This is a genomic window from Paraburkholderia sp. UCT2 (genome assembly GCF_014397665.1).
Classification (GTDB): domain Bacteria; phylum Pseudomonadota; class Gammaproteobacteria; order Burkholderiales; family Burkholderiaceae; genus Paraburkholderia; species Paraburkholderia tuberum.
This window is the reverse complement of sequence record NZ_VZQO01000005.1, coordinates 131,909-156,052: the sequence shown is the minus strand read 5'-3', so window position 1 is coordinate 156,052 and position 24,144 is coordinate 131,909. Positions and strand designations below refer to the sequence as shown.

Below are 24,144 nucleotides of genomic sequence, written 5' to 3'. Positions count from 1 at the left end.
CAATGCAATCGAGCGGCATTATCCCATCGCGCCGGTACAATCATAAGATGACTCCCCGCGACCTCACCTTCGTCCTCGGCGGCGCCCGCTCGGGCAAGAGCGCGCATGCCGAGCGGCTCGCCAGCGACAGCGCCTTCCCCGTCACCTACATCGCCACCGCCCGCGTCACCGACGACGCCGAATTCAACGCGCGCATTGCGCATCATCGCGAGCGGCGGCCCGCGCATTGGGGGCTCGTCGAAGCGGACGACGACCTCGCCGGCGCGCTCGCGCAACACGACGCGCCGGGCCAGTGTCTGCTGATTGACTGCCTGACGCTGTGGCTCGCAAACCTGCTATGTCCCGCCGACGGCGCGGCGGCGCCGCTGTCGCACTACTACGAGCAGGCCGCCGCGTTCGAAGCGGCGCTCGCCGGCGCGCGCGGCAAGATCATCGTCGTCAGCAACGAGATCGGCCTCGGCGTCGTGCCGCTCGGCGAAGCCACGCGTCTTTACGTCGACGAACTCGGCCGCCTCAATCAGCGCATCGCCGCGTTGAGCAGCGCGGCCACGCTGATGGTCGCGGGTCTGCCGCTCGCGCTGAAAAGCGCGAGCCGCGCGTGATGCCGCCGCTGACCATGCCGCTGGTCGCGACGCTCGCGGTCGCGAGCGTCGCCGTCGACCGCTGGTTCGGCGAGCCGACCCGCCGGCATCCGCTGGTCGGCTTCGGCAACTGGGCGGCACGCATCGAGGCGCGCTTCAATCACGACCGGCGTCTGCGGCTCAGGGGCCTGCTCGCATGGGCGCTCGCGGTTCTGCCGCCGGTGTTGATCGCGTGGTGGCTCGTCGCCGTGCTGCCGTTGTTCGCGGCCTGCGCGCTGCATGTCGCGCTGCTGTGGTTCGCGCTCGGCGCGCGCAGCCTGCGCGATCACATCGCGCCGATCGCGCGGGCGCTCGGCCAACGCGATCTGGCCACGGCACGTGAGTTGACCGCACGGATCGTCTCGCGCGACACCGCGCAGTCGGACGAGGCCGCGCTCGCGCGCGCCGCGGTCGAATCGGCGCTCGAAAACGGCAACGACGCGATCTTCGGCGCGCTGTTCTGGTTCGCGCTCGCGGGCGGGCCTGGCGCGCTCGGCTTTCGCCTCGCCAATACGCTCGACGCGATGTGGGGTTATCGCACGCCGCGCTATCTGCGCTTCGGCTGGGCCGCCGCGCGCATCGACGACGTGCTGAACTGGATTCCCGCGCGCCTGACTGCCACGAGCTACGCGCTGCTCGGCGACACGCTGACCGCCTGGCGCTGCTGGCGCGAGCAGGCGCCGCGCTGGGACAGCCCGAACGCGGGCCCGGTGATGGCCGCCGGCGCCGGCAGCCTGAACGTGCTGATCGGCGGGCCGGCCGTGTATCACGGCACGCTCGAGCATCGGCCGACGCTGGGCTTCGGGCGTCCCGCCGAGGCGCGTCATGTGGGCGCCGCGTTGATGCTGGTCGAACGCACGGTGATTCTCTGGCTGGCCGTGCTGATCGTGCTGGCGTTGTTGAGCGTGCCGTTTCATGGTTGAGCGGAACGACGCGCGTAGCGATGGGATGAGCGCATGACCGACTGGACGCAACCGCGCGAGCACGCCGCAAGCGGCCCGATCGCGCACGGCGGCAACCTGCACGAAGCGGCGGCGCGCTACGGCATTGCGCACGCGCAGTGGCTCGATCTGTCGACCGGCATCAATCCGCACGGCTATCCGGTGCCGCCGCTGCCCGCCGACGCGTGGCGCCGTTTGCCCGACGAAGGCGACGGCTTCGCCGAGCGGGCCGCGCGCTACTACGGCGCGCCCGATGCCGCGCACGTGCTGCCCGTGGCCGGCAGCCAGGCGGCGATTCGCGCGCTGCCCGCGTTGCTGTCGCCTGCGACGGTCGGCATCGCGCCGCTGACCTACGGCGAGTACGCGCCCGCGTTCGCGCGCGCCGGACACGCGATCGCGCCGCTCGACGTGCATCGCGACACGCTGCCCGCCGCGCTCACGCACGTCGCGATCGTCAACCCCGACAATCCGACCGCCACGCATATCGATGCCGCCAGGCTGCTGCACTGGCACGCGCAGTTGCGCGAACGCGGCGGCACGCTGCTCGTCGACGAAGCGTTCGCCGATACGCTGCCGGCCGCGCGGGTCGCGTCGCTGGCGGCGCATACGCAGCGGGACGGGCTCGTCGTGTTGCGCTCGCCCGGCAAGTTCTTCGGGCTCGCGGGTGTGCGCGCCGGCTTCGTGCTGGGCGCGCCCGCATTGCTCGCCGCGTTGCGCGACAGGCTGGGGGCGTGGACCGTCAGCGGTCCCGCGCGTCATGCGGTGAGCGCCGCGTTCGACGATGCCGCGTGGCAAACGCGCATGCGTGAGCGGCTCATCGGCGACAGCGCGCGGCTTGCCGGGCTGTTGCATGCGCACGGTTTCGCGACACGCGGCACGCCGCTTTTCGCATGGACCGACGATGCGCGCGCCGCCGCGTTGCATGAAGCGCTCGCGCGGCGCGGCGTGTGGACGCGTCTTTTTCCGCCATCGCTTCGGGTGCCATCGGCCAGCGTGCGCTTCGGGCTGCCGGGCGACGAAGCCGAATGGACCCGCTTCGAGCAACAGTTGCAACAGGCGGTTGACTCGATCGATACCGCGCGGTCGAGTTAGCGCAGTGACCTTCGCACCCAAGCCGCTCAACGCTTCGTGATCCGCCCTCGCCCGATGATCCGCTTTGCATGTTCCATCCGCTTTGCCCCGCCCGCGCACGGCTTCATCCATTGGTTCGGCGCCGCAGCGCTCGCGCTGACCGCACTGAGCGCGCACGCCGCGATCACCGTCACCGACGACAGCGGCGCGACCGTCACGCTCGCCGCGCCCGCGCGGCGCGTGATCAGCCTCGCCCCGCACGTGACCGAATTGCTGTACGCCGCGGGCGGCGGCCCGAAGATGGTCGGCGCCGTGTCGTACAGCGACTATCCGCCCGAAGCGAAGCAACTCCCGCGCGTCGGCGACAACAAGGCGCTCGACCTCGAACGCATCGTCGCGCTGAAACCGGACCTGATCGTCGTATGGCGGCATGGCAACGCGCAGCGCCAGCTCGAACGCTTGCGCGAGCTACACGTGCCGCTCTTTTTCAGCGAGCCGCGCCGTCTCGACGATATCGCCGTGTCGCTGACCAGGCTCGGCCGGCTGCTCGGCACATCGGCGAGCGCGGATGCGGCGGCGGCCGCCTTCCGCGACGACATCGCCCGTCTGCGCGCGCGGTATGCGAACCGCCCGGCCGTCAGCGTCTTTTATCAGGTATGGGACCGGCCGCTGATGACGCTCAACGGCGAGCACATGATCAGCGACGTGATCACGCTATGCGGCGGCCGCAATGTGTTCGCGGACCTGCAGCCGCTCGTGCCGACCGTGTCGATCGAAGCGGTGCTCGCGGCGAATCCGCAGGCGATCGTCACCGCCGCGCCCGGCGCGACGCGGCCCGACACGATGCTGCCGCAACTCGACACATGGCGCGCATGGCCGGGCCTCGCGGCCGTCGCGAACAACAACCTGTTTGCGATCGACGGCGATCTGATCAATCGCCCCGCGCCGCGCATCGCGCAAGGCGCGCGGCAACTGTGCGAGGACCTCGAACTGGCGCGCTCGCGCAGCAAGCAGCCCGCGCCATGACGGCGCCGCGTGTGGCGAGAAAAAAGATCGGTTTTCCGGATGACCACGCGGGTCACGCATTCCATCGCACGAGCGACCACTGCAGCGTCTCGTCGTTACGTCGCAACCAGACGATCCCCGTCATATCTAGCGACCACTGCACGCAATGCGCGAGCGGCACCTCCAGCACCCACGACGCGATCGCGCGCATCACGCCCGCGTGCGTGACCACGTATGCGGGCGACAGCTCGCGCGTCAGCGCGAACGCATCGAACCACGCTCGCACACGCGCGACGAATTGCGCGACGCTCTCCCCGCCGTGCGCGCGCGCATGTTCGAAATTGGCGGCCCAGTCGTCGAGCAGCGCGCGATCGATCGTATCCCAGCGCTGCGCTTCCCACTCGCCGAAATCCATTTCCTTCAAGCGCTCGTCGTGGCTGACCACGCAGCCGAAGTCGTTCGCGATCTCGGTCGCTAGCGCGGCGCAGCGCGTAAGCGGACTCGTGATCAGCACACGCGGCGCCGGCACCTGCAAGCTCGCGAGCTTCACCGCCAACGCATTGGACGTGACCTCGGCGCTTTCCGCCAACGCGACATCACTATGGCCGTAACAAATCCCCGCCTCGAGCGCGACAGCGGGATGTCGAATCAGGACGATATCCATGCAAGCCCCACCAGGTAGATGCTCAATTCGAAGATCTGCTGCGCGAAGCCGAGGCAGTCGCCGGTATAGCCGCCGATGCGTCTGACGAAATAACGGCCCATCGCAAAGCGCAGCGCGAACAGCACAGCACACGTGAGCGCGGCAAAACGCCAGTCGGGCATGCCGGGGCCGTTCGGCCACAGCAGCCAGGGCAGCCCGAACAGCGCGGCGCACAGCAGCGCCGGCCCGCTCAAACGCTGCGCGACCGGCTTGGCTTTGCCGGCCGCGCGCACATAGTCGAGCGTGGCCAGGTAACTGATCGCGCACGCGCGGCTCGCGCCATGCGCCGCAAGCATCAGGCTTGCGGCACGCAGCGGTGGCAATGCCGCGAGCGTTTGCCACTTGATCGCCAGGGCGATCACGAGCGCGATGGCGCCGAAAGCACCGATGCGCGAGTCGTGCATGATGCGCAGCGCATCGTCGCGCGTATAGGCGCCACCGAACGCATCGATGCAATCGGCGAGACCGTCCTCGTGAAATGCGCCCGTGACCACGAGCGACGCGGCCATCGACAGCAGCACCGCGACACTCGCCGGAAACACGCGCAGCGCGGCCAGATAGACGAGCGCGCTGAAGCCGCCGACCAACACGCCGACGAGCGGAAAATAGCGCGCCGCGGCGTTCAGATAATGTGGCTCGAAACCGACCCAGCGCGGCACGGGCACGCGCGTGAAGTAACCGAGCGCCGTGAAGAAATAGCGCAGTTCCGCGAGCGGGTTCATGAACGTGGCGAGTGCAGGTTCACGGCGCTGCGGGCCGAGCTTCGCGTTATCGCGAAGCGCGTGCTCGTGCGCTTCACGGTTCGCGATCGGCGACGCCCGCCGAATCGAAGCTGGCCATCTCGTTGACGAAGGCCACCGCCGCGCGCAGCAACGGCACCGCGAGCGCGGCGCCCGTGCCTTCGCCGAGCCGCATGTCGAGCGACAGCAGCGGCTGCGCGCCGAAATGATCGAGCATGCGCCGATGCCCGGCCTCGTTCGACGCATGCGCGAACACGCAGTACTCGCGCACGTCGGGCGAGAACGCATCGGCGACCAGTAGCGCGGACGTCGCGATGAAGCCATCGACGAGGATGGTCATGCGCGCCTCGGCGGCCGCCAGATACGCACCCGCCATCATCGCGATTTCGAAGCCGCCGAAGGTCGCTAGCACGTCGAGCGGCGCGCGTGCATCCGCATGGCGCGCGAGCGCCGCCGCGAGCACGTTGCGCTTGTTCGCGAGTCCGGCATTGTCGAGACCCGTGCCGCGGCCGACGCAGTCGTCGATCGGCACACCGCACAGGCGGCTCATCAGACACGCGGCCGCCGACGTGTTCGCGATGCCCATCTCGCCGAAGCCGATCACGTTCGTGCCGAGCGCCGCGTGATGACGCACGCGCGCGGCGCCCGCCTGCATCGCCGCGAGCGCTTCGGCATGCGTCATCGCGGCTTCGTGTGCGAAGTTGCGCGTGCCGGGCCCGACCGGAATGTCGACGAGTCGGTCCGTGGACGGCAGCGGCGTCGCGATGCCCGCGTTGACCACTTCGAGTTCGAGACCCGCGACGCGACTGAGCGCGTTGATCGCCGCGCCGCCCGCGATGAAGTTCGCGACCATCTGCGCGGTCACCGCTTGCGGATAGGGGCTCACGCCTTCGGCGGCGATGCCGTGGTCGCCCGCGAAAACGATCATCGCGGCACGCTGCACGGTGGGACGCGTACTGCGCTGGATCAGGCCCATCTGGCGCGCGAGCGTTTCGAGCCGGCCAAGGCTGCCGGGCGGTTTGGTGCGCGTATCGATGATCCGCTGCAGCTCGGCGCGCAGCGTCTGATCGAGCGGCGCGACTTCGGGCAAACCGGCTGGGTGTGGGATGCGAGTCATAGGTGTGATCGAAACAAGGGATAGGAATGAATATCAGCCTGACTGTGCGTCATGGCCGGCAGGCGATTCGTGACGCGCGCGCGGCGCGGGTATCAGCGCCTCGTGCTCGCCGTCGCGAATCAGAATCAGCGGATAGCCGAACGCGCGGCTCGTCAACGCGGGCGTCAGCACGTCGCGCACTGGGCCCGCATACGCGCCGCCCGTGCCGTCGAGCAGCAACGCGTGCGTCGCGAAGCGGCGCGCGAGGTTCAGGTCGTGGCACGAGAACAGCACACTACGGCGCGGTTCGCGCGTCCATGCGACGAGCGCTTCGAGACAGTCGACCTGATGATGCAGGTCGAGATGCGACAACGGTTCGTCGAGCAGCAACAGCGGCGCGTCCTGGCACAGCACCGCCGCGAGGGCAACGCGCTGACGCTCGCCGCCCGATAGCGACAGCACGTCGCGCGTCGCAAAGTCGGCAAGGCCGAGCCGTTCGAGCGCCGCCCGCGCGGCCGCGCGATCCTCGTCGCGCTCCCAGCCCCAGCCGCCCAGATGCGGGAAGCGGTTCAGCAGCACGATGTCGAGCACGCTTGCGTTGAACGCATCGGCCGCGCTTTGCGGCATCAGCGCGCGGCGCCGTGCGAGCGGCAGCGGCTGCCAGTCGGCCACGCGCACGCCATCGAGTTCGACATGGCCCGCCGCCGGATGCAACAGCCCCGCCAGCGTCGCTAGCAAGGTGGTCTTGCCCGCGCCGTTCGGCCCGGCGATGCACCAGATTTCGCCCGCATGGAACGTGTGCGTGAACGCGTCGAGCAAGGTGCGCGCGCCGGCGCGCAACGTCAGGCGCTGCGTGCTCAGCATCGAACAGGTGGGGCTGGGTTCGGCTCGTATCATCGGCGGCGTTTGAGCAGCATCCACAGGAACACCGGTACGCCGACCAGCGACGTGATCACGCCGACCGGCAATTGCGCGGGCGCGATCACGGTCCGCGCGATCAGATCCGCGCCCATCACCGCGACACCGCCGCCGAGCGCGGCCGCCGGCAGCAGCATGCGCTGATCGTTGCCGAACGCGAGCCGTAGCATGTGCGGCACGACGAGACCGACGAAGCCGATCGTGCCCGCGGTCGTCACCGCCGCGGCCGCCGCCAGCGACGCGACCAGGTACACACGCAAACGCAGCGGCATCACGGCGACGCCCAACGCCTGCGCGGCCGCGTCGCCGCGCAGCAACACGTTCAGACGCGGCGCGGCCGGCACGATCGCAAGCAACACGAGCGCGAGCGCCATCAGCGCGGTCCACGGCAGCGCGCCGCCGTTGAGGTCGCCGGTGAGCCAGAACAGCATGCCGCGCAGACGGCTGTCGGGCGCGAGATTGAGCAGCAGCGTGATCAGCGCGCCCCACCCGGCCGCAATCACCGCGCCGGTCAATAGCAAACGGGGCGACGTGTCCTGCGGCTCGCCGCGCCATAGCTCGCGACGCGCGAGGCCGAGCACCAGCAGGATCGACACGAACGCACCCGCGAACGCGCTTGCATCGACGATCCACCATGCGCCGCCCGCGATCATCGCGACGAGCGCGAACGTCGCCGCGCCGCCCGACACGCCGAGCACGTATGGCTCGGCCAGCGGATTGCGCAGCAGCACCTGCAGCAGCGCGCCGGCGAGCGCGAGCAACGCGCCGCACGCGAAGCCCGCGAGCGCGCGCGGCAATCGCAACGTACGCACGATTTCGCCGGCGAGATCGTCGCTGCCCGTGCCGCCGAACGTGTGCGTCGGCACGAGCGCCGCAAGCACGCGCGACGGCGCGAGCGGCACGCTGCCGAGCACCAGCGACGCGCCGAGCACCGCCACGGCGGCAAGCGCGAGCCCGAGCCAGATCGCGGCCGCGCGTTTCGCGTTCATCGGGCGCGGCGTCGCCATCGCGGCGCGCAGCGAAGCGGACGCGCGACTCATCCGCGTGCGCTCACGCATGCGGCCACCCCGGCGCGCGCGTCACTGCTGCTGCCAGCCGAGCGTGACATACGCACCGCGTCGCGGCGAGTTATACGAGTAGGCCGTTTCATAATCCTTGTTGAACAGATTGTCGATTTGCGCACTGACGTACCACGCTTTGGTGACGTTGTAGCGCGCCGACAGATTCACGATGCCATAACCGCCGAGGTTGCCCGTGCTATCGGTGCGCGGACCGCTGACGATCCACTCGCCGCCGACCCGCCATCCACCGATGCTGCGGTTCACCGCGAACGACCCGAATCGTCGCGCGCGCCGCACGAGGTCGGTACCGTTGTCGAGATCGACCGGGTTCTGCAGCGTCACCGTTGCGCGCACGTCGGTCTTGCCGACATGACCGCTCCACGATCCCTCGAGTCCCTGCACCTTCGCACGGCCGACGTTCTCCGCGAGGTAGATGCCGGGGATCGTCTGCACGTAGTCGATCAGATTCGTATAGCGCGTCTGGAATGCGTTCAGACGCATCACGCCGAGCGCATCGGTCGCGTACTGCAAACCGGCTTCGACCGAATGACTGCGCTCGGGCTGGATCGACGGGTTGCCGCTGATCGGATAGTACAGATCGTCGAAGCTCGGCGCGCGGAACGAATCCGAATAGCTTGCGGTTACCTTCCAGCGCGACGTGATGTCGAATCCGTAGCCGAGATAGTAACTGTTCGCCCCACCGAAATCGGAGTACTGGTCGCGTCGCACGTTGGCCTGAATCTGGTTGCGGCCGAAGCGCGCGCTGTAGCCCGCGAAGACCGAATCGACGTGACGGTCGGGCGCGGCGAACGTGTCGGAGTCGAGCGTCTGGTCGAGATGCTCGTAGCCGAATTGCAGCTTCTGGTGCGCGGCGAGCGCGAAATCGTTCTGCCACGTGTACTGGCGATTGTCGGTATCGAAGCGGCCGTTGTAGATGCCATTGGTGTTCGACACGCTGCGGTCGTCGCCCTCGGCGAGCGTGACGTGGGTGGTCCACCAGTCGGTCAGCTTGCCGTTCGCGAATACCGACACCTGACGCACCTTGCTATAGAGATTGTTCAGATCGGTGGGCTCGCCGTACGCATTGTCGTAGCTGTTGTCGTTGTTCGACTGGAAGTAGCTGACGCCCGCGTCCCAGCTGTCGGTGAACTTGTGACGCAGCGACGCGCTGATGCTCTCGTTCAGATTGCCGTTCGCGTTCGGATTCGCGTTCGGCGCCTCGAGCGGATTGAGCGACGAAAAGCCGTCGTCCTTCGTGCGCGCGAGCGAAATATTGAAAGTCGTGCGGCCGTCCTGATCGAGCGCGCCGTTCACGCCGGCCGTTTGCGTCTGCGTGCGATAGCTGCCGTAGCCGACCGAAAAATTGAAACGCGGCGGATGATCGCCGCCGTCTTTCGTGAACACCTGCACGACGCCGCCGATCGCGCCCGAGCCATACAACGCCGACACGTTGCCGTTCACCACTTCGACGTGATCGACCTGATCGAGCGGAATCTGTGCGAGTTGAGCTGAGCCGAGACTCACCGAATCGACGCGCACGCCGTCGATCAGCAGCAGCGATTGCGTCGACGATGCGCCGCGCAGAAAGAGGCTCGTGGTCGAACCGGGGCCACCCGTGCGCGAGATTTGCGCGCCTGGCGCGAGTTGCAACAGGCCGGGCAGATCGGTCGCGGTCGTGTCGGCGATGTCCTGCTGATCGAACCGCGTGGTCTGCGGGATCGCATCGCGCAACGCTTGCGGTCCGCGTTGCGCGGTCACGACGATCGGCGACAGCAGGTTGCCCGGCGCATCGGTGGAGGCGGCATTGGCAGCGATTGCAGCGATTGCAGCGTTTGCGGCGGTAGCATCCGTGGCGGACGATGAAGACGAATACGGCGTCGCAGACGCGGACGCAGGCTCGGCGCTTTGCGCATGCACGACGAGCGGCAGGCTCGCGAACGCGAGCAGCGTTGCGCGGGCGATGGGGGACAGCATGGGATGACATTCCTGTGGATAGCGTGCGCGGCCTGCTTCCCCGCAGGCCGACGCGTCACGAGGCGCCCCCTTGTTTAGCGTTTTCGCGGGGGGGACGTCCCTCTTTTCTGGCCGGTATCCGGGCTACGACACATCGATCCGCCTTCCCACGCGTGACGCGCAGTGGCACACTCGCACGTTGAACTTCCAACCTTGCGACCAGGACCGACCTGCATGAGCACATCACATGCGGTCGCTTACCGTTGCGGGGGCAGCGCAGGTTCGCGCATCCGGTTTTGGCACCGCGCGCGCCCTGCTTCCCGTTTAACTGCGCGCGCCGAAAAGCGCGCGCGGGCACCAGAGTGCGGGAAGTTTAGGAGCGGCGTCGCGGGGCGTCAAGAAAGGTCGACCGGAGCGCAATCGGTTCTGTTGAATGCAGGTTATTGTCGGATGGATTGCCGGTTTTTATCTTATGGTCGACGACGCGACACCCAACGAACGTGCACGAAGCGATGCTGTTACGTCTCGAAACGAGACAATTGTCGGAACCTGTAATATTCCGCGCTAAAATGCGATGTCTTTAGAGGACGCAGCACATGCTCACCGAACTCGAATCACTCTCCCAGAACATCGGCAAGCTGATTGCGATCAGCCAGCGCCACAACGAAGCGCGGCTCGCGCTCGAAGAGCAGCTCGCGCAAACGCGTGCCGAAGTGCAAGCCACGCATGCGGAACTCGCGCAATTGCGCGAAGAGCGCGACGCACTGCAGGCGGAACGCGACGCGCTGTCCGCCAAGATCGACGACGCTCAGGTGCGCCTGAATGCGATTCTCGAAAAATTGCCGCGCGCACGCGCGAGCAGCGAACCGGATAACCAGCTCGATCTGCTCGAGTCCGCCCAGCCCGAACACGAGGAAGCGGAAAGCGACGTGAGCCGACACGGAGAAAGCGCATGACCACCAAGCAGATCGAAGTATCGATTCTCGAAGTACCCTATCGTCTCGCCTGTTCGCCGGAAACGGAAGGCGCGCTGCTCGAGGCGGTCGCGCGCGTCGACGCCGAGATGCAGAAAATCCGCAGCGGCAGCAACGTGCGCGGCACCGATCGCATCGCGGTGATGGCTGCGCTGTCGCTGGCATCGGAACTGCTTAAGCTGCAAAGCAGCGTGCGACACGGAGAAGCATTTCCTGCTGAAGAAATCCGGCGTACAATGCAGCAAATGAACGAACAGCTAGGTACTGTGATCGAGCAGTACAGCTTGCAGTAAGCAGTAGTGGGCCGGTTTCGAATCGGTCACGTGTTGAACGGTTTGGGTTGTAGCTTCATCGGTTTAGCTTCCCTGCCTGGTTCGCCAAGGTCATACATTCCTTGAACCAATGCCATGTGCACGGTTGCGGAAATTTGTAGCACGGGTGTGCGCGTCACTCAGTCTGATGTACCCGAAGTGTTGCTAACTGCGACCAATTCTGAACCCTCGGTTCAGGATGCCGGCCTAGCGGCTAAGGCGGGGACCTTATCTGGAACGGCATCGGACTTCGGTTCGATGCCGTTTTTCTTTGGTCGTCGTTTTTTCGTTTGAGCGCCTTTTTCAGGGGCTTTTCCGTACGCGCCTGCTGTTGTTGCGCTTCGTTCAATCTCACACGCTCACTCCGATTCATGCGCTACTGGCTGATGAAGTCCGAACCGGACGAAGCAAGCATCGACGACCTCGCCAACGCTCCTCATCGCACCTTGCCGTGGACCGGCGTACGCAACTATCAGGCGCGCAACTTCATGCGCGACGTGATGCAGGTCGGCGACGGCGTGCTCTTCTATCATTCGAGCTGTCCGGAGCCCGGCATCGCGGGCATCGCGGAGGTCTCGTCGACCGCGTATCCGGACCCGACGCAGTTCGATAAAAAGAGTCCGTACTACGACGCGAAATCGTCGCCGGAAACGCCGCGATGGATGCTTGTCGACGTCGTGTTCAAGAAGAAAATCGCGCTGATTCCGCTTGCCGCGCTGCGCGAGCATGCCGAATTGCAGGACATGCGTGTGCTCGCCAAAGGCAACCGCCTGTCGATCACGCCGGTGACCGACGCCGAATGGCGCTTCATCACCAAACAGCTGGTTTAAGGGCGAACGCGCGACGTGGCACTCGTCGTGATCGCATCCAGGTCATCGTTTCCGATGCGGCGGCGAAGCACTAATTGGGGAACCAAGCGTCGGTAAAACGCGCCTAATCGGTCGACGAAAGCGTGAGCTCGAACCGGCCGCTCGACGGCAAGCCGATGCATTCGCCAGCGCATCCGTCAAACCGCGCGCCACACCCGGCGCTCGCGTCGAACGTGCACAACCTGTTCAAACAAGGATTCCAGTCATGACGACAAAAACCGCACGGTCCCTCGCACTTGCGCTCGCCTTGGGCGCGCCTGTGGCACTCGCACTGAACCCTGCGCCCGCTCGAGCGCAAACCATGATGCCGCAGCCTTCGGGCGTGCTGTCGCTGAATGCGCAGGCGAGCGCGGAAGTCCCGCAGGACGAAGTCGAAATCACGCTGTTTTACGAGCAGGAAGCGAGCGAGCCGTCGTCGCTGACGTCGACGCTGAACGAACGCGCCGACGCGGCATTGCAGAAAGCGCGCGGCGTCAGCGGCGTGACCGCGCGCTCGGGCGCGTTCTCGATCTTCCCGTCGACGGACCGCGACGGACGCATCACGACGTGGCGCGGCCGCACGGAAGTCGTGCTCGAATCGCGCGACTTTGCCGCGGCATCGAAGCTCGCCGGACAGATGGCATCGATCATGCAGGTTGGCAACGTGCGTTTCTCGCTGTCGCCGCAAGCGCAGCGCGCGGCCGAACAGCGGCTCAGCGGCGAGGCGATCAAATCCTTTCGCGAGCAGGCCGCGGCGGCCTCGCAGGCGTTCGGCTTTAGCGGCTATTCGATCCGCGAGGTCAACGTCAATCACAGCGGCGTGATGCCGCGTCCGATGATGATGATGAGCGCACGCGCGATGGGCGCCGACGCGAAGAGCGCGCCGCTGTCGCTCGAAGGCGGCACGTCGACGGTGACGGTCAACGTGTCGGGGTCGGTGCAGATGAAGTGACGCGCAAGCGCAAGCCCAAACAGAAAACGCCACGGCATCCATCGATGCCGTGGCGTTTTTTCATGCAACGCTCGCTACGCTAGCCGAGCGCCGCTCAGTTTGCGCCAACCGCCTGCGCCGGCTCGCGACGCCCACGGCGATACGCCCACACCATCAGGCCGATGCCCGCGAGAATCATGGGCAGCGACAGCCATTGACCCATCGACAGCCCCATCGCGAGCAGGCCGAGGAAATCGTCCGGCTCGCGCGCGAATTCGACCGTGAAGCGCGCCAGGCCGTAGCCGATCAGGAACATCGCGGAAATCGCGCCGAGCGGCTTCGGTTTGCGCGAGAAAAAGATCAGCACGAAGAACAGCGCCACGCCTTCGAGCGCAATCTCGTACAGCTCCGACGGATGTCGCGGCAGCATGTGATATTGCGCGAACACTTCGTTCAGATGCCATTGCGCGGCCAGTTGCGGATGCGCGGCGAGCCATGTGGCGTCGTCAGGCGCGGCGCCGGGAAACAGCATCGCCCACGGCGCGGACGGCTCGGTCACGCGGCCCCACAGCTCGCCGTTGATGAAGTTGCCGAGGCGCCCCGCCGCGAGGCCCGTGGGCACCATCGGCGCGACGAAGTCGGTGACTTGCAGCCACGAGCGCTTGCGCTGATAAGCGAACAGCATCATCGCGAGCGTCACGCCGAGAAAGCCGCCGTGAAACGACATGCCGCCTTCCCACACCTTGAAGATGTCGAGCGGATGCGCGAAATAAAAGCTCGCCTTGTAGAACAGCACATAGCCGAGCCGGCCGCCGAGGATCGTACCTAGCACGCCGTAGAACAGCATGTCGTCGATATCCTTCGCGGTCCAGCCTTGCGCGGCGACGTACGGCAGCCGCAGCCGCAGCCGGGCGACGACGATCGCCGCGACGAACGCGACGAGGTACATCAAGCCATACCAGCGCACGGCGAGCGGCCCCAGATGGATGGCGACAGGGTCGAAATTGGGGTGAATGAGCATCGTGTAGTTATGGGCAGTTCAGGTTCGAAAGCAGTTTTTACAGGGAATCAGAAGCGGGATCTAGACACGCGACGCGACGCTCGCCGCATGCGCGCGCACGATGTCGATGAAGCCCGCCAGCACCGGGCTGACCTCGTCGCTGCGCCAGACGAGGCCCGTCTCGATCGCGGGCACCGACTCGGACAGCGGCCGGTACACGACGCCCGTGCGCCGCAGGTTACGCAACGATTGCGGCACCAGCGCGACGCCCATGCCGGCCGACACGAGACTCACGATGGTCTGCATCTGGATCGCCTCCTGGCCGATCCGTGGCGCGAGGCCCGCAACGCCGTAGCAATCCATAATGATGTCATAAAAGCCTGGCGCGAGACGTCTTGGGAAGATCACGAGCGGCGCGTCGGCGACATCGCGCAGGCTGACGGGCATGTCGAGCCATTCGGCGGCGGGGTCTTCGGCGGCGCTGCCCTTGCCGTTTGCGTTCACGCTGCCCCGCAAGCCTTGCGCCATCTCCGTCGACATCGCGATCACGAGCGGCTCGCGCGCGATCGGCAGCCACGACAGCTGCGCCGCATGCCGCGACGGCAGCGGCGCGATCACCAGACCCGCGTCGATACGCCCGGCCACCAGTTCCTCGACCTGCACGTCGCTGGTCGCCTCGGTCAGTTCGAGCCGCACGCGCGGATGCCGCGCGCCGAAATCGCGCAGCAGCAGCGGCAGCAGGCCGTAATCCGCAGTCGACACGAACGCGAGCGACAGCACGCCCGCCTCGCCGCGCGCGAGGCTCTGCGCGAGCGGCCTGAGCCCTTCCGCGGCCGCGAGCAGCCGCTGCACCTCCGGCAACAGATCGGCGCCGACCGCCGTCAACTCGACCGAGCGCTTGGTGCGCGCGAACAGCTCGACGCCGAGCGTCTGCTCGAGCGCGCGGATCGCCTGCGACAGCGGCGGCTGCGTCATCGACAGACGCGCGGCCGCGCGCCCGAAGTGCTTTTCCTCGGCGACGGTGACGAAATAGCGCAACTGGCGCAGGTCGGGGATCGTCGGCAGCATGATTAATATATTTTACGACCTGAACAACCGCGAATAATACACACGACGCGTGTCACGCAAAACCGCCGGTTTGCACGGTCTGGCGGAACTACACTGAACGGATGCGCGCGCACGCCGCCGCGCGCTTTCATCAGAACAGCCAGACTGGAGCTCCCCATGGCCTACAACCGTCGTTCGAAGAACATCACGCAAGGCATCGCGCGTTCACCGAATCGCTCGATGTACTACGCGCTCGGCTACCAGAAGGAGGATTTCGACAAACCGATGATCGGCGTCGCCAACGGCCACTCGACGATTACGCCGTGCAACGCCGGCCTGCAGCGTCTCGCCGACGCGGCCGTCACCGCGATCAGGCGCGCCGACGCGAACCCGCAGACCTTCGGCACGCCGACGATCTCGGACGGCATGTCGATGGGCACCGAGGGCATGAAGTACTCGCTCGTGTCGCGCGAGGTGATCGCCGATTGCATCGAGACCTGCGTGCAAGGGCAATGGATGGACGGCGTGGTCGTGATCGGCGGCTGCGACAAGAACATGCCGGGCGGCATGATCGGCCTCGCGCGCATGAACGTGCCGGGCATCTACGTGTACGGCGGCACGATCCGGCCGGGCAACTGGAAAGGCACCGATCTGACGATCGTGTCGTCGTTCGAGGCGGTCGGCGAATTCACGGCGGGCCGCATGTCGCAGGAGGATTTCGAGGGCATCGAGAAAAATGCGTGTCCGTCGACCGGTTCGTGCGGCGGCATGTACACGGCCAATACGATGAGCTCGTCGTTCGAGGCGCTCGGCATGTCGCTCATGTATTCGTCGACGATGGCGAATCCCGACCAGGAGAAGGTCGACTCGGCCGCCGAATCGGCGCGTGTGCTCGTCGAAGCCGTCAAGAAGGATCTGAAGCCGCGCGACATCATCACGAAGCAGTCGATCGAAAACGCGGTTGCCTTGATCATGGCGACCGGTGGCTCGACCAACGCGGTGCTGCACTACCTGGCGATCGCGCACGCGGCCGAGATCGAATGGACGATCGAGGACTTCGAGCGCATGCGCAAAAAAGTGCCGGTGATCTGCAACCTGAAGCCGTCGGGCCAGTACGTCGCCACCGATCTGCACAAGGCGGGCGGCATTCCGCAGGTGCTGAAGATCCTGCTCGACGCCGGGCTTCTGCACGGCGATTGCATGACGATCACCGGCAAAACGATCGCCGAGGAGTTGAAGGACGTACCCGCCAAGCCGCGCAGCGATCAGCAGGTGATCTTCCCGATCGACAAGGCGCTCTACGCTGAAGGCCATCTCGCGATCCTGAAGGGCAATCTGGCCGAAGACGGCGCGGTCGCCAAGATCACCGGGCTCAAGAACCCCGTCATCACGGGCCCGGCGCGCGTATTCGACGACGAGCAGAGCGCGCTCGAAGCGATCCTCGCCGACAAGATCGTCGCCGGCGACGTCGTCGTGCTGCGCTATCTTGGCCCGAAGGGCGGCCCCGGCATGCCGGAAATGCTCGCGCCGACCTCGGCGATCATCGGCAAGGGGCTCGGCGAATCGGTCGGGCTCATCACCGACGGCCGCTTCTCGGGCGGCACCTGGGGCATGGTGGTTGGGCACGTCGCGCCGGAGGCGTTCGTCGGCGGCACGATCGCGCTCGTGCAGGAAGGCGATTCGATCACCATCGACGCGCACCAGCTGCTGCTGCAACTGAACATCGACGATGCCGAGCTGCAGCGCCGCCGCGCCGCATGGCAGGCGCCGAAGCCGCGCTACACACGCGGCGTGATGGCCAAGTATTTCGCGCTCGCGCAGCCGGCGAATCGAGGGGCGGTGACGGGGTAATGACCGCGGCCGGCGTGGCCCGCCCCGACGCGGATAACCCGCCGCCACGTTACGCAAAAACGCAAGGGGCGCACGAAAATCCGTGCGCCCCTTTGCTCTTATAATGCGTGCACCACGAGCCGGGCATCTGCACTGGCGGAGACCATAATGAAATCGATGTCGTACGCGGCCGTAGCAGCCACTGTTGCGCTCGCCGCCGCATTGAGCGCCGCCAGTCCCGCAGCCCGAGCCGAAACAGCCGGGCTCGCGCTCGCTCAGCAGAAGAACTGCATGAGCTGCCACTCGGTCACTCGCCCGTTCATGGGGCCGGCGCTGCACGACGTTGCAGCCCGCTATGCGGGACGCAACGACGCCGCCTCCTATCTGAAGCGCAAGATCCTCGATGGCGGCACCGGCGTATGGGGAACCGTGCCGATGCCCGCGAACACGCAACTGACGCCCGATCAGGCGGCCACGCTGGCGGCTTGGGTGCTGACGCTCAAATAACGGCGCTCTCAGGTCACCGCGGCGTCAACGCGAGCGCCGCGCGATTTCTTCTTCCACCGCTTCACGTACCCAATCGGTCATCTCGGCTTCGAGCGTCTGCGCGACCTCGCGCGTGATCTGGCTCACGAGCAGACTGGTGTGCTGCTGCACTGCATCACGGCAGCGCGCCTCGATGATGCCGCGCCCCTCGCCCGTCAGATAACGCTGGAAGCGTCCGTGCAATCGTGCGGCGAGTGCGTCGGCATCGAGTGTGGGCTGAGCGGGAGCGGCTTCGTGCGCGCCTTCATGGTCGATATCCGGCGGCACGGTCGCGCCGGCTTCGAGCGGTATGAAGGGCTCGGTACGATCGAACACGCCGGGCGACACCTCCACGTCCTCATGCAAGTCGTCATGCCCATGTCGCACATGAATGCCGTGATGCGGCCGTGCGTGTTTTCTCGGGTGCGTGTGATCAGCCACGTGCGGCTGATGAAGCTCGGTCTGCGCGAGAGGCTCATGCTCCGCCGCATGCGGGGCTTCTCGCGTCGGCATCGGCTCCGGCACGAGCACGGGCTCTGGCGAACTCAGCTGCTCGGGCGTGGGCACCGGTTGGGGCGCGAGTACCGGCTCGGGCGCCAGCGTCGGGTCGGCTCGATGCGCGGGCGGTGGCACGAACGCGGGCTCCGTGCGGGAAGCGGGCTCGGGCACCGCCGCCGGTTGCGCGACGGCTGGGCTTGCGGGCTCGGCGCCCGGCTGGGATGCAGGCGCGGCGGCATCGGTCGACGCCTCGCGCGTCTCGCGCGCGCGGCCCGGCACGAGGACCTCGTTCAGGACCGGAATCGAATTGTCGTGGGGATCGGACACGTGCGCTCTCCGTGTTTGAGTCGAAGCCAGGGCAGGCGGTCCGCATGCCGCGTTCCTCGCGGCCATGACGCGCAGCGCAACGAACTAGCCGCCCTGCTTGTAGTTGTTCAAAGCATAGCCGCGATCGCGATAGAAGCGATAGCGCTCACGGCCCGCAGCGAGTTCCTCGTGTGCGTTACCGACCACTTCGAGCAATCTTTCGAAGCGCGCGAACTGCGCCGGCACCGTTGCGCCCAGATTGAGCAGCACCTGATGATGCGGCACGTCGTCGAGATTCGTGGCCAGCACGACGGGCGTATCGGCGGCAAGCGGCGCGCCCGCCATGCAGTGCGGCACGAAGTCGAGCGGCGAGAAGGTCCACAGCATTTCGTCGAAGGCGCGCAGGCGCGCGGGCTCGGCCAGCACGACGAGCGGCTGGCCCGCCAGATACGCCTTGCGCACGAGGCGACACGCGTACAGCAGCGAATCGCCGACGTTCGAGTGAAAGTCGATTCTCGTCATCGGCCGCTCCGCCCCGCTTGCCGCGCGCCGTGCGCGCGCTTACCGCACTGCGTCATTGGCCGGCGCGGTCGATCAGGAACTGCGCGAGCAGCGGCACCGGACGGCCCGTCGCGCCCTTCGCGGTGCCGCTCTTCCACGCGGTGCCGGCGACGTCGAGATGCGCCCACGGGTACGAATCCGTGAAACGCGACAGGAAGCACGCGGCCGTCACGCTGCCCGCCGGACGCCCGCCGATATTCGCGACGTCCGCGAAGTTCGACTTCAGCTGGTCCTGGTACTCGTCGTCGAGCGGCAGGCGCCATGCCGGGTCGGCCGCTTCGCGCGACGCGTCGAGCAGTTCGCCCGCGAGCGCGTCGTCCTTCGAGAACAGGCCGCTGTTGTGATGGCCGAGCGCGATGATGCAGGCGCCCGTCAGCGTCGCGATGTCGATGACCGCGGCCGGCTTGAAGCGCTCCGCATAGGTGAGCGCGTCGCACAGAATCAGGCGGCCCTCGGCGTCGGTGTTCAGCACCTCGATCGTGAGGCCCTTCATGCTGGTGACGATGTCGCCCGGCTTGGTGGCCGTGCCCGACGGCATGTTCTCGACGGCCGGAATGATGCCGACCACGTTGATCTTCAGGCCCATCTCGGCGACCGCGCGCAGCGTACCGAGCACCGAGCCCGCGCCGCACATGTCGTATTTCATCTCGTCCATGCCCTCGCCCGGCTTCAGCGAGATGCCGCCCGTGTCGAACGTGACGCCCTTGCCGACCAGCACGACCGGCGCGGCCTTCGCGGCGGCGCCCTGGTACTGCAGCACGATGAACTGCGCCGGCTCGATCGCGCCCGCGGTGACCGACAGGAACGAGCCCATCTTCAGCGCTTCACACTGTTTCTCGCCGAGCACCTCGACCTTCAGCTTCCAGTCTTTCGCGAGCTTCTTCGCGGTGTTCGCCAGATAGGTCGGCGTGCAGACGTTGCTCGGCAGATTGCCGAGCTCGCGCGTCAGGTCCATGCCGTTGGCGAGCGCGGCGCCCTGCCTGGCGGCGAGCTTGGCGGCCTTCTCGTCACCGGTGTTGACGCTGAACACGATGCGCTTCAACGCGCGCGGCGTGTTGTCCGGCTTGCTCTTCAGTTGCGTGAAGCGGTAGGTCAACTCGCGCAGCGCGAGGATCGCGGCGCGCACGCACCAGTCGGCCGTGCGTTCGAGCACCGGCAGTTGTGCGAGCGTGAACGTGACCTGCACGATCTTCGTGCCGAGCAGCGCGCGCCATGCGGCGCGGACCGCCTCGCCGTAGGCTTTCTGACTGAAAGCGTCCTGTTTGCCGAGCCCGACGAGCAGCACGCGCGACGCGCCGATGCCCGACACCTCGTGCAGGAACAGTGTGGTACCCGCCTTGCCGTCCATGTCGCCCGCCTTGATGACGCGCGTGAGCAGGCCCTTGGTGGCCGCGTCGATCTCCAGCGCGGCGCCCGACAGCGTTTGCGACTCGAACACACCGATCACGATGCAATCGGATTTCCCGGTCAGGAAACCGTTCGTCGAGCCTTTGGTCCAATCACAGGCTTTTATGCTAAAGTCCATCGCGCTTGTCCTCGGATAAAATCTGGGCTTAGGATGAAAGCCGCAATTATCCGCTATTTTTCCCGCGGCGGCTGCACCGGAGGCGTGACGGGAACGAACACCCCCGCGTCGCCGTGAGCGCCCCCTCTCGTCATCAACAATGATCTTTGAACGCTCCCTCCAGCGCGAGCTCGCGTACACGGCTGGCGCCGTGTTCATGGTTCTCCTCACGCTCGTGCTGACGACGATGATGATCCGCATCGTCGGCTTCGCGGCCTCGGGCGAGGTCGACCCGCGCGACGTGCTGGTCCTGATCGGCCTCACCGTGATCGGCTATCTGGCCATCATGCTCGTCGCGACGCTGTTCGTGTCGATCCTGTTCGTGCTCACGCGCTGGTACAAGGACTCCGAGATGGTCGTGTGGCTGTCCTCGGGCGTCAGTCTCACGCAATTCATCAAGCCGATCGGCATTTTCGCCACGCCGATCATCATCCTGATCATGTTCTTCGTGTTCGTCGGCTGGCCGTGGTCGAACCAGCAGAGCAAGCTGATCCGCGCGCGCTTCCAGCAGCGCGACGAAGTCTCGCTGCTCGCGCCGGGGCAGTTCCGCGAATCGCCGACCACGCATCGCGTGTTCTTCATCGAGAAGATATCGCCCGACCAGGGGCATGTGGAAAACGTGTTCGTGACGAGCACCGAGGGCGGCAAGGTCAACGTCGTGGTGTCGAAGAACGGCCACATCGAGACGCACAAGAACGGCGACCGCTTCGTCGTGCTGGAAAACGGCCGCCGCTACGACGGCGAACCGGGCCGCCCCGATTTCCGCATCATGGAGTTCGAGCGCTACGGCGTGAAGATCCAGAGCCAGCCGGTCGTCAATACGCCGACCACCACCGGCTTGCCGACGCTCACGCTGCTGCGCAATCCCACTAAAGAGAACCTCGCCGAATTCGCGTGGCGCGCGGGTCTTCCGTTGATCGCGATCAACCTGATGCTGCTCGCCATTCCGCTCGCGCACCAGAACCCGCGGCGCAGCCGCACGATCAACCTCGTGATGGCCGTGTTGATCTACCTCACTTATTCGAATCTGCTGAACGTCGTGCAGGCGTGGATCGAGCAGGGCAAGATGTCGTTCGGCGTCGGGCTCGTGATCCTGCACGTGATCGTGCTCGGGATCGTCGCGTTCATCTTCTGGATGCGGGTGCGCAACCGGCCGCTATTTACGCGCGCCATGTTCAGCCGTTCGCAGGGAGCCTGAGCGATGCGCATTTATGAAAGGTATTTCGCGCGTCAGATCTATCTCACGTTCGTGTTCATCCTGTTTGCATTTTCAGGTCTGTTCTTCTTCTTCGACCTGATCAACGAACTGAACTCGGTCGGCCACGGCAACTACAAGTTTCAGTACGCGGTGCTGCGCGTCGCGCTGCAAACGCCGTCGCGTTTCTACGAAATCATTCCGGTCGCGGCGCTGATCAGCGCGATCTACGTGTTCGCGCAGATGGCGGCGAACTCCGAATACACGATCTTCCGCGTATCAGGACTCGCGACGAATCAGGCGCTGCGCTCGCTGCTGAAGATCGGCATTCCGCTCGTGATCGTCACCTATCTGATCGGCGAAGTGGTCGGCCCGTATACGGATCAGCTCTCCGAGCGCGTGCGGCTCGAGGCGCTCGGCTCGTCGGTGTCGAGCAACTTCCAGTCGGGCGTGTGGGTCAAGGACACGCTGACCGAGCGCGCCGACGGCGAGCAGGTCACGCGCTTCGTCAACGTCGGCGAGCTGAAGCCCGACGCGACGATCAGCAACGTGCGCATCTACGAGTTCGATTCGAAGTTCCGCCTGTCGAACATTCGCATCGCGCAGAGCGGCCGCTATCAGCCGCCGGGCCACTGGCTGCTGACCGGCGTGACCGATACGCAACTGCTCGACGTGACCCCCGCTCCGGGTACGCCGGCAGATGCGCTCAATCCGGTCTATCGCGCGAAGCAGGTCACACTGCCCGAGTATTCGCTGCGCTCGGAGCTGACGCCGCAGATCCTGTCGGTGCTGCTGGTGTCGCCGGACCGGATGTCGATGTTCAATCTGTTCCGCTATATCCAGCATCTGACCGAAAACCATCAGGACACGCAGCGCTATGAAATCGCGCTGTGGCGCAAGGTGCTGTATCCGTTCGCGGTGTTCGTGATGCTGGTGCTGTCGCTGCCGTTCGCGTATCTGCATACGCGCGCGGGCGTGGTCGGCGTGAAGGTGTTCGGCGGCATCATGCTCGGCATGAGCTTCCAGCTGTTCAACACGCTGTTCTCGCATATCGGCACGCTCAATACGTGGCCCGCGCCGTTGACCGCGGCGACACCTGGGCTCGTCTACCTGGTGCTGGGGCTCGTCGGGTTGAAGTGGGTCGACCGGCACTAACGCCAGTGCGTTGAGGGGCATCGTCAGGAGCTGATGCGATGGCTATGCACGGACTGATTCTGTTTGGCCACGGCGCGCGCGATGCGCGCTGGCGCGAGCCGTTCGAGCGGCTCGCCGACAAGCTGCGCGCCGCGCGCGCGGCGACGGGCGAAGCTCCTGCGGTTACGCTCGCCTTTCTCGAACTGATGGAACCCGACCTGCCGACGGCCGTCGCGCAACTCGTCACGCAAGGCTGCGATGCGATCACCGTGGTGCCGGTGTTCTTCGGACAAGGCGGTCATGTCCGCAAGGATTTGCCCGCGATCGTCAATCATTGCCGCGCCGCGCATCCCGGTGTCGAGATTCGCTGCGCGGTGGCGGTCGGCGAGGATGATTCGGTGCTGGATGCGCTCGCGCAATATTGCTTGCGGCAGCTCTGATTTTTTCGTTCTGGTTGCTCAGATTCGCCGCTCTCGGGTCGGCCCTGCCGAGGATATTCAGGCCGCGACCAGCATCCCATTCGACGAGCGCTTCGCCTCGGTCTGCCGCGCCGCGAACGCCTCGCCGATCATCAACAGACTCGGCTGCGACGCATCGACCCAGCGCTGCGCTTCGCCGGTCGCAAGATCTTCCAACGTCAGCGTCAGCATGCGTTCGCGCGGCGTGCTGCACGCCTCGACGATCGCCACGGGCGTCGTCGCGGGCTTGCCAGCATCGATCAGTTGCTGCGCGATTTCGACGCCACTGTCGCGGCCCATGTAGAACACCAGCGAATCGGCGTTGACCTGCTCGCGGATCTCATCGGAACCTGGCGCGCGGCTGAACGTCGCGAGCGCGACGCTGCGCGACACGCCGCGCAGCGTCAGCGAACGCTTCAGCGTGGCCGCGCTCGCCAGCGCGGCGGTGATGCCCGGCACGACTTCATACTCGATGCCCGCGGCTTCGAGCGCTCGCATCTCTTCGTCGGCGCGGCCGAACAGCATCGGATCGCCGCCCTTCAAACGCACGACCACGTCGTGCTCCAAAGCCGCATCGACGATCTGCTTGTTGATGAACTGTTGGGCCGTCGATAGCTGGCCGCAGCGCTTGCCGACCGCAATGCGCTTCGCGCGCGCGGGCGCGTAGTCGAGCATCGCCGGCTCGACCAGCGCGTCGTGCAGCACGACGTCGGCGGCGCCGAGCAGCCGCGCGCCGCGCACCGTAATCAGGTCCGCGGCACCGGGTCCCGCGCCGATCAGATAAACCTTACCCATTGACATCAACCTGTTCGTTGGAGCGTACGCGGCGGCGCGTTGCGCCGCCTGTGTGGCCC

Annotated in this window: 25 protein-coding genes, 1 other RNA gene and 1 riboswitch; of the genes, 14 read left to right on the top strand and 12 right to left on the bottom strand. The window is 66.3% G+C overall.

The window, feature by feature from the left end; genetic code table 11:
* The first annotated feature begins 47 nt into the window (after positions 1–47).
* The 4 genes from cobU to F6X39_RS06385 are packed head-to-tail and all read left to right on the top strand — an operon-like array spanning position 48 to position 3,658.
* The gene (gene cobU, locus F6X39_RS06400) at positions 48–602 is read left to right on the top strand and encodes a bifunctional adenosylcobinamide kinase/adenosylcobinamide-phosphate guanylyltransferase (RefSeq protein ID WP_187615999.1); all 555 of its coding nucleotides are present in this window, start codon (positions 48–50) and stop codon (positions 600–602) included.
* Positions 602–1,543: an adenosylcobinamide-phosphate synthase CbiB gene (gene cbiB / locus F6X39_RS06395; RefSeq protein ID WP_187615998.1), complete on the top strand. Its 942-nt coding sequence runs from the start codon at positions 602–604 to the stop codon at positions 1,541–1,543. Before cobU ends, cbiB begins: the two co-directional genes overlap by 1 nt.
* A gap of 33 nt (positions 1,544–1,576) precedes the next feature.
* Complete coding sequence (gene cobD, locus F6X39_RS06390) at positions 1,577–2,653, top strand: threonine-phosphate decarboxylase CobD (protein ID WP_187615997.1); 1,077 nt, start codon at positions 1,577–1,579, stop codon at positions 2,651–2,653.
* A 54-nt stretch (positions 2,654–2,707) separates the two neighbouring features.
* Entirely contained in the window at positions 2,708–3,658 is a 951-nt protein-coding gene (locus F6X39_RS06385; protein ID WP_187616041.1) for a cobalamin-binding protein, read from the top strand.
* A gap of 52 nt (positions 3,659–3,710) precedes the next feature.
* Here the strand turns inward: F6X39_RS06385 and cobC are convergent, their stop codons facing one another.
* The 6 genes from cobC to F6X39_RS06355 form a co-directional block, all read right to left on the bottom strand.
* The gene (gene cobC / locus F6X39_RS06380) at positions 3,711–4,301 is read right to left on the bottom strand and encodes an alpha-ribazole phosphatase (protein ID WP_187615996.1); all 591 of its coding nucleotides are present in this window, start codon (positions 4,299–4,301) and stop codon (positions 3,711–3,713) included.
* On the bottom strand, positions 4,286–5,062 hold the full coding sequence (locus F6X39_RS06375) for an adenosylcobinamide-GDP ribazoletransferase (RefSeq protein WP_187615995.1): 777 nt from the start codon (positions 5,060–5,062) through the stop codon (positions 4,286–4,288). Before F6X39_RS06375 ends, cobC begins: the two co-directional genes overlap by 16 nt.
* Before the next feature lie 73 nt (positions 5,063–5,135).
* Positions 5,136–6,197 carry a nicotinate-nucleotide--dimethylbenzimidazole phosphoribosyltransferase gene (gene cobT / locus F6X39_RS06370; protein ID WP_187615994.1) on the bottom strand — a complete coding sequence of 354 codons (1,062 nt, stop codon included), beginning with the start codon at positions 6,195–6,197 and terminating at the stop codon, positions 5,136–5,138.
* 33 nt (positions 6,198–6,230) lie between these two features.
* Entirely contained in the window at positions 6,231–7,040 is an 810-nt protein-coding gene (locus F6X39_RS06365; protein WP_410449881.1) for an ABC transporter ATP-binding protein, read from the bottom strand.
* Positions 7,041–7,069: 29 nt separating this feature from the next.
* Positions 7,070–8,134, bottom strand: a complete 1,065-nt coding sequence (locus F6X39_RS06360) for a FecCD family ABC transporter permease (protein WP_184021054.1) — start codon at positions 8,132–8,134, stop codon at positions 7,070–7,072.
* Between the two features lie 39 nt (positions 8,135–8,173).
* Positions 8,174–10,129, bottom strand: coding sequence for a TonB-dependent receptor domain-containing protein (locus F6X39_RS06355; RefSeq protein ID WP_187615993.1), 1,956 nt, complete (start codon positions 10,127–10,129; stop codon positions 8,174–8,176).
* 91 nt (positions 10,130–10,220) lie between these two features.
* Positions 10,221–10,485, bottom strand: a riboswitch (cobalamin riboswitch).
* A 219-nt stretch (positions 10,486–10,704) separates the two neighbouring features.
* Here F6X39_RS06355 and F6X39_RS06350 point away from each other — a divergent pair.
* The 5 genes from F6X39_RS06350 to F6X39_RS06330 all read left to right on the top strand — a co-directional run bounded on the left by F6X39_RS06350 (position 10,705) and on the right by F6X39_RS06330 (position 13,193).
* Positions 10,705–11,064: an ATPase gene (locus F6X39_RS06350; protein WP_184007785.1), complete on the top strand. Its 360-nt coding sequence runs from the start codon at positions 10,705–10,707 to the stop codon at positions 11,062–11,064.
* Positions 11,061–11,375 (top strand): cell division protein ZapA, encoded by a 315-nt coding sequence (locus tag F6X39_RS06345; protein ID WP_184021048.1) that lies wholly within the window; start codon positions 11,061–11,063, stop codon positions 11,373–11,375. The genes F6X39_RS06350 and F6X39_RS06345 overlap by 4 nt, the downstream gene beginning before the upstream one ends.
* A 66-nt stretch (positions 11,376–11,441) precedes the next feature.
* Positions 11,442–11,623, top strand: a non-coding RNA gene (gene ssrS, locus F6X39_RS06340) — 6S RNA.
* A gap of 141 nt (positions 11,624–11,764) precedes the next feature.
* Positions 11,765–12,223: an EVE domain-containing protein gene (locus F6X39_RS06335; protein WP_176379185.1), complete on the top strand. Its 459-nt coding sequence runs from the start codon at positions 11,765–11,767 to the stop codon at positions 12,221–12,223.
* A 244-nt stretch (positions 12,224–12,467) separates the two neighbouring features.
* Positions 12,468–13,193, top strand: a complete 726-nt coding sequence (locus F6X39_RS06330; RefSeq protein ID WP_184065305.1) for an SIMPL domain-containing protein — start codon at positions 12,468–12,470, stop codon at positions 13,191–13,193.
* A gap of 94 nt (positions 13,194–13,287) precedes the next feature.
* Here the strand turns inward: F6X39_RS06330 and lgt are convergent, their stop codons facing one another.
* Together lgt and F6X39_RS06320 are read right to left on the bottom strand one after the other, a co-directional pair.
* Positions 13,288–14,193: a prolipoprotein diacylglyceryl transferase gene (gene lgt / locus F6X39_RS06325; RefSeq protein ID WP_187615992.1), complete on the bottom strand. Its 906-nt coding sequence runs from the start codon at positions 14,191–14,193 to the stop codon at positions 13,288–13,290.
* A 60-nt stretch (positions 14,194–14,253) separates the two neighbouring features.
* Positions 14,254–15,240 carry a LysR family transcriptional regulator gene (locus F6X39_RS06320; RefSeq protein WP_187615991.1) on the bottom strand — a complete coding sequence of 329 codons (987 nt, stop codon included), beginning with the start codon at positions 15,238–15,240 and terminating at the stop codon, positions 14,254–14,256.
* A gap of 156 nt (positions 15,241–15,396) precedes the next feature.
* Between F6X39_RS06320 and ilvD the strand changes: the two genes are divergently transcribed.
* Positions 15,397–17,070: a dihydroxy-acid dehydratase gene (gene ilvD / locus F6X39_RS06315; protein WP_018419686.1), complete on the top strand. Its 1,674-nt coding sequence runs from the start codon at positions 15,397–15,399 to the stop codon at positions 17,068–17,070.
* A gap of 147 nt (positions 17,071–17,217) precedes the next feature.
* Positions 17,218–17,556 carry a c-type cytochrome gene (locus F6X39_RS06310; RefSeq protein WP_184021035.1) on the top strand — a complete coding sequence of 113 codons (339 nt, stop codon included), beginning with the start codon at positions 17,218–17,220 and terminating at the stop codon, positions 17,554–17,556.
* A 24-nt stretch (positions 17,557–17,580) separates the two neighbouring features.
* Here F6X39_RS06310 and F6X39_RS06305 read toward each other — a convergent pair whose 3' ends face one another.
* From F6X39_RS06305 to F6X39_RS06295, 3 genes are all read right to left on the bottom strand, one after another.
* The gene (locus tag F6X39_RS06305) at positions 17,581–18,399 is read right to left on the bottom strand and encodes a DUF2486 family protein (protein WP_187615990.1); all 819 of its coding nucleotides are present in this window, start codon (positions 18,397–18,399) and stop codon (positions 17,581–17,583) included.
* Between the two features lie 84 nt (positions 18,400–18,483).
* Complete coding sequence (locus F6X39_RS06300; protein WP_187615989.1) at positions 18,484–18,900, bottom strand: DNA polymerase III subunit chi; 417 nt, start codon at positions 18,898–18,900, stop codon at positions 18,484–18,486.
* Positions 18,901–18,952: 52 nt separating this feature from the next.
* A complete protein-coding gene (locus F6X39_RS06295; RefSeq protein WP_187615988.1) occupies positions 18,953–20,464 on the bottom strand; it encodes a leucyl aminopeptidase in 1,512 nt (503 codons plus the stop codon).
* Between the two features lie 139 nt (positions 20,465–20,603).
* On the opposite strand from F6X39_RS06295, the gene lptF reads away from it, so the two are divergent.
* The 3 genes from lptF to F6X39_RS06280 are packed head-to-tail and all read left to right on the top strand — an operon-like array spanning position 20,604 to position 23,272.
* Complete coding sequence (gene lptF, locus F6X39_RS06290) at positions 20,604–21,701, top strand: LPS export ABC transporter permease LptF (RefSeq protein WP_187615987.1); 1,098 nt, start codon at positions 20,604–20,606, stop codon at positions 21,699–21,701.
* Positions 21,702–21,704: 3 nt separating this feature from the next.
* Complete coding sequence (gene lptG, locus F6X39_RS06285) at positions 21,705–22,853, top strand: LPS export ABC transporter permease LptG (protein ID WP_187615986.1); 1,149 nt, start codon at positions 21,705–21,707, stop codon at positions 22,851–22,853.
* Positions 22,854–22,891: 38 nt separating this feature from the next.
* Positions 22,892–23,272, top strand: coding sequence for a sirohydrochlorin chelatase (locus F6X39_RS06280; RefSeq protein WP_187615985.1), 381 nt, complete (start codon positions 22,892–22,894; stop codon positions 23,270–23,272).
* Positions 23,273–23,329: 57 nt separating this feature from the next.
* Here F6X39_RS06280 and cobA read toward each other — a convergent pair whose 3' ends face one another.
* A complete protein-coding gene (gene cobA / locus F6X39_RS06275) occupies positions 23,330–24,085 on the bottom strand; it encodes a uroporphyrinogen-III C-methyltransferase (RefSeq protein ID WP_187615984.1) in 756 nt (251 codons plus the stop codon).
* Positions 24,086–24,144: the final 59 nt, after the last annotated feature.